This window comes from Haliscomenobacter sp. (assembly GCF_033763495.1).
Classification (GTDB): Bacteria; Bacteroidota; Bacteroidia; order Chitinophagales; family Saprospiraceae; genus Haliscomenobacter.
The window spans coordinates 105328-115194 of record NZ_JANRKL010000029.1; the positions used below are offsets into that span (position 1 = coordinate 105328).

At 45.5% G+C, this 9867-nt stretch carries 7 protein-coding genes; 5 read left to right on the plus strand and 2 right to left on the minus strand.

The features are described from left to right. Nucleotides 1-77 precede the first annotated feature (77 nt). Complete coding sequence (locus tag SFV55_RS02715) at nt 78-1016, plus strand: SdiA-regulated domain-containing protein (protein ID WP_320027917.1); 939 nt, start codon at nt 78-80, stop codon at nt 1014-1016. Between the two features lie 108 nt (nt 1017-1124). Continuing rightward, a complete protein-coding gene (odhB, locus tag SFV55_RS02720; RefSeq protein ID WP_320027918.1) occupies nt 1125-2387 on the plus strand; it encodes a 2-oxoglutarate dehydrogenase complex dihydrolipoyllysine-residue succinyltransferase in 1263 nt (420 codons plus the stop codon). 127 nt (nt 2388-2514) lie between these two features. Here the strand turns inward: odhB and SFV55_RS02725 are convergent, their stop codons facing one another. Then, nucleotides 2515-2958: a DinB family protein gene (locus SFV55_RS02725; protein ID WP_320027919.1), complete on the minus strand. Its 444-nt coding sequence runs from the start codon at nt 2956-2958 to the stop codon at nt 2515-2517. 138 nt (nt 2959-3096) lie between these two features. Continuing rightward, nucleotides 3097-3306 carry a DUF2892 domain-containing protein gene (locus SFV55_RS02730; protein WP_320027920.1) on the minus strand — a complete coding sequence of 70 codons (210 nt, stop codon included), beginning with the start codon at nt 3304-3306 and terminating at the stop codon, nt 3097-3099. Nucleotides 3307-3633: 327 nt separating this feature from the next. On the opposite strand from SFV55_RS02730, the gene SFV55_RS02735 reads away from it, so the two are divergent. The 3 genes from SFV55_RS02735 (at nt 3634) to SFV55_RS02745 (ending at nt 9774) form a co-directional block, all read left to right on the plus strand. After that, nucleotides 3634-4779: a hypothetical protein gene (locus tag SFV55_RS02735; RefSeq protein WP_320027921.1), complete on the plus strand. Its 1146-nt coding sequence runs from the start codon at nt 3634-3636 to the stop codon at nt 4777-4779. An 87-nt stretch (nt 4780-4866) separates the two neighbouring features. After that, entirely contained in the window at nt 4867-7287 is a 2421-nt protein-coding gene (locus SFV55_RS02740; RefSeq protein WP_320027922.1) for a hypothetical protein, read from the plus strand. Nucleotides 7288-7299: 12 nt separating this feature from the next. Beyond that, nucleotides 7300-9774 carry a hypothetical protein gene (locus SFV55_RS02745; protein WP_320027923.1) on the plus strand — a complete coding sequence of 825 codons (2475 nt, stop codon included), beginning with the start codon at nt 7300-7302 and terminating at the stop codon, nt 9772-9774. Nucleotides 9775-9867 lie beyond the last annotated feature (93 nt).

The following is a 9867-nucleotide window of genomic DNA, read 5'->3' on the forward strand; positions in this document are numbered from 1 at the left end:
TCGCAATGATAGCAACAATAGGCCAGTATAACCTAAATTTAGGCCGGCAAATGCATCAATTTTTTTATTTCAAACCAATGAAAACAATGTTATTGACCCTTGCTATGAGCTTCCTCGTCTGGGCTTGTCAGCCTACGCCAAAACCGGTGGATAGTTTAAACGCTACCGAGGTTTTCCCTAAGTCTGCATTCCCGTACAACCTGAATGAGCCAGACCGCAGTATGCCTATGCCTAAATTGCTCAACGAAATTTCGGGTTTAAGCATGAGCTATAGTGACAAATACCTGCTTGCAGTGCAAGATGAATCAGGGATTCTGTTTGTCATCGATCAGGCGACGGGCAGTGTAAAACGGGAGATCCCTTTTGGCAAACTTGGGGATTATGAAGGTGTTGAAATTGTGGGCAAGGACGTGTACATCCTCAAAAATACAGGAACCTTAAACCTGATTAAAAATGTAGATCAACGCGACGAACAAACTACCGAACCTTTTAATACAGAACTCGGCAAGGAGAATGATGTAGAAGGATTGGGCTATGACAAAAACAACAACCGCCTTTTGCTGGCTTGCAAAGGTAAAGCTGGCAATTCCCTTGAACTGCAAAATCGCAAGGCCGTTTATGCCTTTGATTTGAACAAAAAGGCGCTAGACCCCACACCCATCCTCACCATTGGCCAACCTGAAGTACAAAAATACCTTCAGGCTCACGCCAAAGAGGAGCGGCTGGAAAAAGTCATTGAGTTTTTCTCCAAACCCGATGAATTTGAATTCAGTCCTTCTTCCATTGCTGTACACCCGCTGAATGGTAATTTGTACCTCTTGTCCGCGATAGGAAATATTTTTATGGTGATCAATTTCCAAGGTGAAGTTGTTTATCTGGAGAAGCTGAAAGGGAAGGTGCACCAACAACCCGAAGGCCTTTGTTTTGACTCTAAAGGGGGAATGTTCATCTCCAACGAAGCAGGTGATGATATGCCAGGTATGATTTATTACTTTAAACCTTTAGGAGCGGAATAAACCCGGCCTTTTGTTTGTTTGTTTAACACAATTGCCAGAACTTCGCAGCGCCAAAGAGCGGTGCTTAAACGCTCTGCTATTCCGACAACATTTGACCTCGAAACCACTATGAGTGTAGTAGAATTGAGGGTTCCCGCGATCGGTGAATCCATAAACGAAGTAACCTTGTCCCGTTGGTTGAAAGAAGACGGAGCCTTTGTCAAAATTGACGAATCCCTTTGTGAATTCGAGTCTGATAAAGCGACCCTGGAATTTCCATCGGAAGCTACGGGCAAACTGATTCACGTCGCCAAAGAGGGAGATGATCTGGAAATTGGTGCCCTGGTGGCCAAAATCGACACCAGTGTAAGTGCCGGTGCCGACGTACCCAGCACACCACCAGCTGACAAACCCGCAGCAGCTAGCACACCTGTGGCCGCGAAAGTTGCCGAGCCTGCTCCTGCGGCCACCAGCAATTACGCTACTGGCCACCCCTCTCCTTCCGCTGGTAAAATTTTGAAAGAAAACGATATTCCTGCTGGCAATGTAGCCGGTACTGGCCGTGATGGCCGCATCACCAAAGAGGATGCGATCAAGGCAGTGGATGCCAAAGCCAGCACACCTGCACCAAAAGTGGAGACGCCTGCTGCTACTCCTGCGCCTAAAGCCAGTGCACCAGCAGTTGCTTTTTCCCGGGAGGTCGAGCGCAAAAAAATGACGCGCATGCGCCGTACCATCGCCAAACGTTTGGTAAGTGCCAAAAATGAAACGGCGATGCTGACCACCTTCAATGAGGTTGACCTGACCGAATTGATGGCACTGCGTGAAAAATACCAGGATAAATTTGTAGCCAAATACGGCATCAAACTGGGCTTCATGTCCTTGTTTGCCAAGGCTTGCGCCAAGGTGTTGCTGCAAATGCCCGAGGTTAACGCCATGATCGACGGCGAAGAATTTGTGTACCACAACTACGCTGATATCTCCTTTGCCATTTCTACTCCAGCAGGTTTGGTGGTGCCACCGATCCGCAACGTGGAATCTTTGAGCTTTGCCGAAATTGAAATCGAACTGAAAAACCTGGCTGGCAAAGCGCGCAATGGCAGCCTCACCCTCGAAGAAATGAGTGGCGGCACCTTTACCATTACCAACGGTGGGGTGTTCGGTTCACTGCTCAGCACGCCCATCATCAACGAACCACAATCGGCCATCCTCGGCATGCACGGCATCAAAAACCGGCCAGTGGCAGTGGGAGATAAAATTGAGATTCGCCCGATGATGTACCTGGCCTTGTCGTATGACCACCGGGTGATTGATGGCAGTTCTTCGGTGACCTTTTTGGTGAAGGTGAAGGAGTTGCTGGAAGATCCGATCGCAATGTTGTTGGATATCTGATACCTTCTTAGGTGATTCTTAAGTGCCTGAGGTTTCTTAGGTGGTGAAATTATCCTGCTTCGCAGGCTTTGTTTTTTACCACCTAAGAAACCTCAGACACTTAAGAGACACCTAAGTCAAGCATAATTTATTGCCTGGTGTACGTCGAGTAATCCGAAGCAAAAGGCTCCAGACCCGCCTGCCGAAAATCAGACATAATTTGCCCCCGATGGTAAGTGGTATGATTGACCACATGAAACAGAATCTCCTCAATCAGGTTGGAAAAATCCTCCCCCTGCGAGTTCCGGTAATAGAATCGCTGGCTCAAGTCGCACTCCTCTAAAATCCGTAAGGAATTTTTGTGGTTGTCTTCCACAATTTGGCGCATGGCGGCTACCGGATGCACGTCAAAAACCTTGAATGGCTCCAGTCCTAAAATCCGGGCATTCCAGATTTGGTGAGCATTGAGTACATGACTGAACAAGGGAATGTCGCGTTCGGGAACAGAAGCCCCGTACAATTCAAAATGTTCCACCATTTGCAGGTTGTAATGGCGCTGGAAGGTGTAGAGCTTTTCAAACAATGCTTTCATGGATTTAAGTGTATTTTATCCAAATACACCTCGTCTTTCTGCTTTGTTCCAAATCAAACCCTACTTTTCAAAAAAACAAGCTGTTCAGGAACAACTCCCAAACAGCTCGATGAAACAAACTTATAGCGAAAAGACCAATTACGATTGTTTAACCGGACAAGTAGAAAGTCCGACCATTGCATAAAGTGGACAAAAACTGATGAAGCTGGTCACAACAAAAATGGCACCCAATGCCACCAATACGTAGCCCAATACGCCTACGACCGTACCAGAAAAAAACAGATAACCAAATACTGCCGCCAGGATCAGGCGTACAATTTTGTCCACATTGCCCATGTTCTTTTTCATGTTGATAAAGTTTTAAGGTGAATAGAATCTTGTTGTGCGAACAGGAGACCATCAAGTTGTCCACCAATACCATACTCCTCCGATTAGCCCTGCCAAAGCCAGGCAAAGGATACAAACCAGGATTAATTTTGCGGCAGGATGCCAATTTTTGATGCTCATATGCGCTGTATGTATTTCAAAATTAAGGCACTAGCACTCCCTGTTTGGTGATCAAGATCACCCAGCCAAACATTTTCCCCTCCTTAACATAGCTTTTGGTAATATTGAGCAAATTTCCCACGTAAAATTCAGCTAGCTTCCTTATCTTTCTACCATTAAACTTTATCCATGTTGCACAAAATCCGACTTGTTTCTATCCTCTGGATCGCAAGTATTGCCTTGGCTTTACCTAGTTGCCAAGGCCAGGTGATCAAAGAGGCTGGCCCCGCATTTTATTATTGGAAAACTACCCTGCAGTTCGACACAACTGATGCCGGACTGGCTGATCAAATGCGCAGTCAACACTTTTATTTGCGCTATTTTGACGTAGATTGGAGCGCGGGATATACCAGCGCTGTTCCCACTGGAGTGCTTGAAATCAGGAGCGCCCAGGGGTGGGATAAAAAAACGGTAACTCCAACCGTCTACATCACCAACCGCACTTTTACCCAGATCAAGGAACAGGACATTCCCGTACTGGCCTCCAAGGTGGCTCGTAAAATTGCACAAATCAACGAAGACCTGGAGGGCACCGTATTCAATTACTCTTTTTATGATCATTTTCCCGAGCGCCTGACCTGGGAAGAACGCAGCGACATCATTGATTCTTTGAAGCGGAATTGGAGCAAAAAAATTGTTGAAATCCAGATTGATTGCGACTGGACCCTCAGCACCAGAGATAAATATTTCAGTTTTTTAAAATTCTTGCAAGAATCTGCCCCTGATTTTGCCATTTCCAGCACCCTGCGCTTGCACCAATACCGCGACCGTGCAACGATGGGTGTCCCGCCTGTAAAAAAGGTGATGCTGATGTGTTACAATACCGGTGATCCTAAAAAGGCAAGTGAAACAAATGCCATTTTGGATGCCAGTGTGGTCAAACAGTACCTCAAAGGCAAAAAATACCCGCTGGAAATGGAAGTAGCCCTACCTCAGTTCAATTGGGGGGCCTGGTATCGCGCCGGAGTGTTTCAGGGTTTATTGCGCGACTTATCGCCTGAGACCCCAGGGACGGAAACTTATTTGCAAAAAGAGCAAGACAATCAATACCGGGTGAAACAAGACACCGTAATTCGACAGGACTACCTACGCGAAGGCGACCTGATTCGGATGGATGGCAGTACACCAGAACAGATGCAGGAAACTTTGAAGGTAATCAAGGAAAAATTGCGCGGACGAATCTCTAAAGTGGCGTTTTTTGATTGGGAATACCGTAAGATAAAGGAGAATCAGGCGAGCTTACAGGCTTATTTTAATGGGTTGAAAAAAAATTGAGGCATGCACAAGCTGCGCAATTCCATGGTCTGGGGGGGTATTTTGCTGCTGGCTTTGCTGCCCATTGGTCGGACCAATGGGTGTGGGGTGTATTATGTATTGGATGAATACCGTATTGCCTGGTTTAATCCAAATTTAGTTGAAGATCCCGCAGTATATTCCTTTCATTTGTTTGAGAATATTCCTTTTTATTATTATCAACCTGATCCTGAAAAAAAAGATTATTGGCGGAATTGTCAGGAATGGGCGAATTATTTAGGTAGCCCTGTAAAAGCTCATGAAGTTTTTAAAGTATTGTACCAGACCTCCCCTGATGTTTTTCTTACCGCCGAGTTAGATCACCAACTTGGCAATCTGTTTCCCGGTAATAATTTCATAAAAAAACTTTTGCAAGCCAGGCATGCTGAAGCCTTAGCCTACCTAAAGCTGGCAATGAAGGCAGAATTCGCTCATTTTTCAAGCGAAGACCCTTGGGGCTTCAATGAGCCTTTATTCGATTTTCATAGAAAAATCACCCCATTGATTCGTATAGCCAAAGAAAAAATTAAAAAGCTTAATGACTCCTTTCTGATTCGGCGTTATGCCTACCAATTGGTGGTGCAATACCATTATACAGGTAAGGGTAAGCAATGCTTGTACTACTGCAACAAATACTTTGACCTAAATCAAACAGCGTCCATTTTGGTACCCTGGGCACAATTGTATAAAGCGGGTGTCATGACTGGGTTGGGACCCCAAAATGAAGCCAATTACCTGCTGTCACGAATTTTTGACCTCTGTGAATCCAAAAAAAATCGAGTTTACTACTTATTTAATCAAGCAGACCTAGAAGCTACCCTTAAGTTTTCTAAAAACGCGCATGAACAGGCTATCATTTATACCATTGCTGGCTTAAAAAACCCTGGTCGCAACCTCAATAACCTAAAAAAAATAGTTACGCTTGACCCTGGTTCTCGTTATTTGCCTCAGCTATTGACCCGAGAAATCAACAAGCTTGAGAATTGGATTTTAACTCCACAGGTTACTTTTTTTGGCGGCGACAACCCCTATGGAGGCACTGCAAAGCCTTTGATAGATTATATGCCTGGTGAGAACTATGCTTTGCTCAACAAAGACATTTCTTATTTGAAAAAAAACCAAGCTAAAGATCGATCCTACCTTCGTGAGGTACGTAATCTGATAGCATCTTTAATGCGTGACCCAAAATTTACCACTCAAGATTTCGGGCACCTTGCGCTTGCTCATCTTTTTTACTTAGATCAACAACCCGTTCAGGCTAAATTCCAATTGCAAAAAATCACAAAGGAGCAAAACCCTACAGTTCAGCTACAGAAAAACATTATTAACCTGCTGATTTTACCCGAAATAGCCGATATTACTTCCCCACAAACCAAAGCAGAAATTGCTCATTCATTTAAAAAAATCCGTGCCCATGCCCATTTGTTGGATGCCAAATTGAGAGCTTATCCCAAGTTGATGTTGCATTTTTCCAGGTTGTATCAACAAAAAGGAGATGTGGTCACCGCTGGTTTGTTCTATAACCGTAGTCAGGCTGTGCCAGTTAATGGATTTACTTGGGTGAGCAGTTATTATGGCAACATCCACTATTTTGATCGCTTCGCTTCATTGTCTGACCTGGATAGGTTAATCGAATTAGCGAAAAAAAAGAACCGGACAAGTTTCGAAACACTATTAACCGACTCTTTATCCATTGCAGAAAGAACAAAATATTTATCTTATCTAGCTGACGACGAAAGGTTTTATTACGATGAAGGAGATATGCCTAGCGCTTTACCCAGCCTTGAGCAATTGTATGATCTAAAAGGAACCATTGCTTTTCGTCAAAATCGACTTTTAGAAGCATTGTCCAGTTTTGAAAAATTGCCTAAAACCTATTGGAGAGATACTTATGAATTCAATGATTACTTGCAGCAAGATATTTTTGCAGATGCGCAGCATTTTTCTTGGGAAGGGGCACAATTGAAGATTTTTAACAAAGCCGATATGGTTAGGCGGATGATCCAGTTGCAGCGGCAAGCCCGTCAACCAGGGTCAAAACAGGCTGAAGCTTGTTATTTGCTCGCCAACGCCTATTACAACACATCTTACTGGGGCAAGGCTTGGATGATGTTCAGTTATGGAAAATCCATCTTTGACTATAGCGATGGTTCAACTGGTGTGTCCCATCTTCATTTCGCTTTTTATCCCAATGCAAAAACTTATTTCAATGTCTACTACAAAATGAGCCGGGCGATTGGTTATTACCAGAAAGCCCTCAGTTGCAAGCCTAATTCAGAACTTGCTGCTCGCACAACCTATATGTTAGGCCACTGTATTTCCTATGCAAACGTTGCTGATGTTGGGACAGAAGATGGTTTTTATGTCGATCAAAAGGGCGATGTTTCTTCATTTTTCAGCACTTTCCGTACCAAATACAGCCATACCCTAGCCTACCAAGAATGCCTCAAAACTTGCCCGGAACTAGCCGATTATTTCAAAAGCAGGTAAAAACCCATAGCCATGATGATTCGTTTCACTCCAATTTTTCTGCTCCTCTTCCTGCTGCCCACCATCCGCACCAACGGCTGCGGCGCTTATTTCCACCACGAGCAATACCGCATTGCCTGGTTCAACCCCCTGCTGATCAACGATGCAGCACTGCGGGCTTTTCACTACAACACCTATTTTGAGTTTGAATACCCGGCTGATCCCGAGCAGCTCGATTATCGGCGCAACTGTCAGGAATGGATGAGCTATCTGGGGCCAGAGGTAAAGGAAGCCGATGTATTGCAAATTTTGTACAAAATCGGCCCCGAGCGATTCCTCAACATCCTGGATGAGGGTCAACTCGCCATGCGGTTCAAGAACAACACCTTTATCCAACAACTCCTCCAGCCCAATCGGGCCGAAGCACTGGCTTACCTGACTTTGGCCATGCGCGCCGAGTTTGCCCATTTTTCCAGCACGGACCCCTGGGGACTCGAAGAGGAAGATTTTGATTTTTTTAAACAAATCACCCCAATCATTCAGGAAGCCAAGCAGAAAGTAAAGAGCCTCAATGATCCCTTTTTGCAGCGCCGCTACGCCTATCAATTGGTGGTACAATACCGCTATGCCGAAAATGCTGATGAGTGCAGCAGCTACTGCGATGAGTATTTTGCCTGGGACAGCAGCCCGAGTATCCTGGTTCCCTGGGCCCAGTACCACAAGGCTGAGTGTTTGGCCACCCAAAGCAACATTGCCGAAGCGAATTACCTCTTGTCGAAGGTGTTTGACCAATGTGAATCCAAAAAATTGCGGGTATTCCAACTTTTTGACCTGGAAAAACTGGACGAAACCTGGCGCTATGCCAAAACTGCCCCGGAAAAAGCCATGCTCCATACCCTGGTTGCGCTGATGACTTCGGGTAGGGCCTTGGATCAAATCCAACAAGTGATCCAATTGGACCCAGGTTCTCGTTACCTGCCGCAGTTGATCACCCGCGAAATCAACAAACTCGAAGACTGGATGCTGACACCCCAACTCACCTTTTTTGAAGGAGGCGACCATACTTTTTCCTTTGAACAAGAGGAGGATCCCGACAATTTTATGCCCGGAGAAAGTGTGGCATTGCTGGAAAAAGATATTCCTTACCTCCGCAAAAACCTGGCTAAAGACCGCGTTTACCTCAAAGAACTGATCCAGGTGCTGGACAATTGGAGCAAAAACCCAGCGTCAAAAAAGCCGGATTTTGCCCACCTGGCCCAGGCACAACTGTATTACCTGGATCTGCAACCCACTCAAGTCGAGGCGCAGCTCAATCAAATCCCAAATCGCGGGGATGCGCGCATTCAATTGCAAAAGCAACTCATCCAGTTGTTAATCATGCCCCAACAAATGAACATCCTCAGTAATGAAGCCAAAGACGAAATTGCACGCGGGCTCAGTCGGGTCAAGGATTTACTGCCTCAAAGTGATGAAAGCAGCCGCCTTTACCCCAAACTTATGCTTTATTTTTCCCGCATGTACCAGCAAAAAAATGACGGGCTTACGGCGGGCCTCTTTTACAATCGCAGCATGAGGGTTCCCAAAAACAACTACGAAAGTTTGAACCCATATTATCAAAGAATCAGTTACTTCGAACGCTTTGCCACTTTAGCTGACCTTGATGCATTGATTGCCCTGCACCAAAAAAAGGAACAATCGGCTTTGGAAAAAATGCTCTTGGAGCCACTCGCCCCTTCGGAACAACTGTCTTTCTATTATGATGAAGATAGTAAGGAATACCAACCGAAAGTCGCTGAATCAGCCCCTTCCCTGGATCAAGCCTATGAACTGAAGGGAACCGTTGCTTTCCGGCAGAATCGCCTCGAAGAGGCCTTGGCTGCTTTCGAGCAACTGCCTGATGATTATTGGGGGAAAAATTACTCCTTTAAATACTACCTCAACCAAAATCCCTTCGCCAGCTCCAAAACTTATCCCTGGGAAGGTGAAAGCATGGAGCCTTACAACAAAAAAGTCATCCTGCGGCGCATGCTTGAGCTGCAAAAACAAGCCGAGCAGCCCGGCCCACAACAAGCCGAGGCTTGCTATCTGTTGGGCAATGCCTATTACAATTTTACTTATTGGGGCAAAAACTGGATGATGTTCGCCTATGGCCAATCCGTGGGTGAGTTGCACCATTCATCATACGTTTCCTTGGAGAATTATTCCTTTGCACCCAATTCCAAGACTTACTTCAAGGAGTACTTCCAGCTCAGCCGCGCCACGACCTATTACCACAAAGCCTTCAAAGCCAAACCCACAGAAGATTTGGCGGCACGCATCATCTTTATGTTGGGCACCTGCGATAAGTATGCCCATCACGACTTTGACCGCCCATATTGGGAAGAAGATGAAACAGAGCCTTACATTTCCCCAATTTTCAATACCTTTCGCGATCAATTCGGGCATACCGAGGTTTTTCAAGAATGCCTCAATACTTGTCCGGAATTGGCAGATTACTTTAAAAAATAGGTTGAGGGAAGTTTAGGAAGGTTGAGGGAGGTTGAGAAGGTTGAGGCTACCGCAGCGACTTAGACGTAATCGCATCTAAGTCGCTGCGGTAGC

Bases quoted from the DNA above. Each gene is read 5' to 3' on its own strand.
- SFV55_RS02715 (WP_320027917.1), top strand. From the start codon at position 78: ATGAAAACAATGTTATTGACCCTTGCTATGAGCTTCCTCGTCTGGGCT.
- SFV55_RS02745 (WP_320027923.1), top strand. From the start codon at position 7,300: ATGATGATTCGTTTCACTCCAATTTTTCTGCTCCTCTTCCTGCTGCCC.
- odhB (WP_320027918.1), top strand. From the start codon at position 1,125: ATGAGTGTAGTAGAATTGAGGGTTCCCGCGATCGGTGAATCCATAAAC.
- SFV55_RS02730 (WP_320027920.1), bottom strand. From the start codon at position 3,306: ATGAAAAAGAACATGGGCAATGTGGACAAAATTGTACGCCTGATCCTG.
- SFV55_RS02735 (WP_320027921.1), top strand. From the start codon at position 3,634: ATGTTGCACAAAATCCGACTTGTTTCTATCCTCTGGATCGCAAGTATT.
- SFV55_RS02725 (WP_320027919.1), bottom strand. From the start codon at position 2,958: ATGAAAGCATTGTTTGAAAAGCTCTACACCTTCCAGCGCCATTACAAC.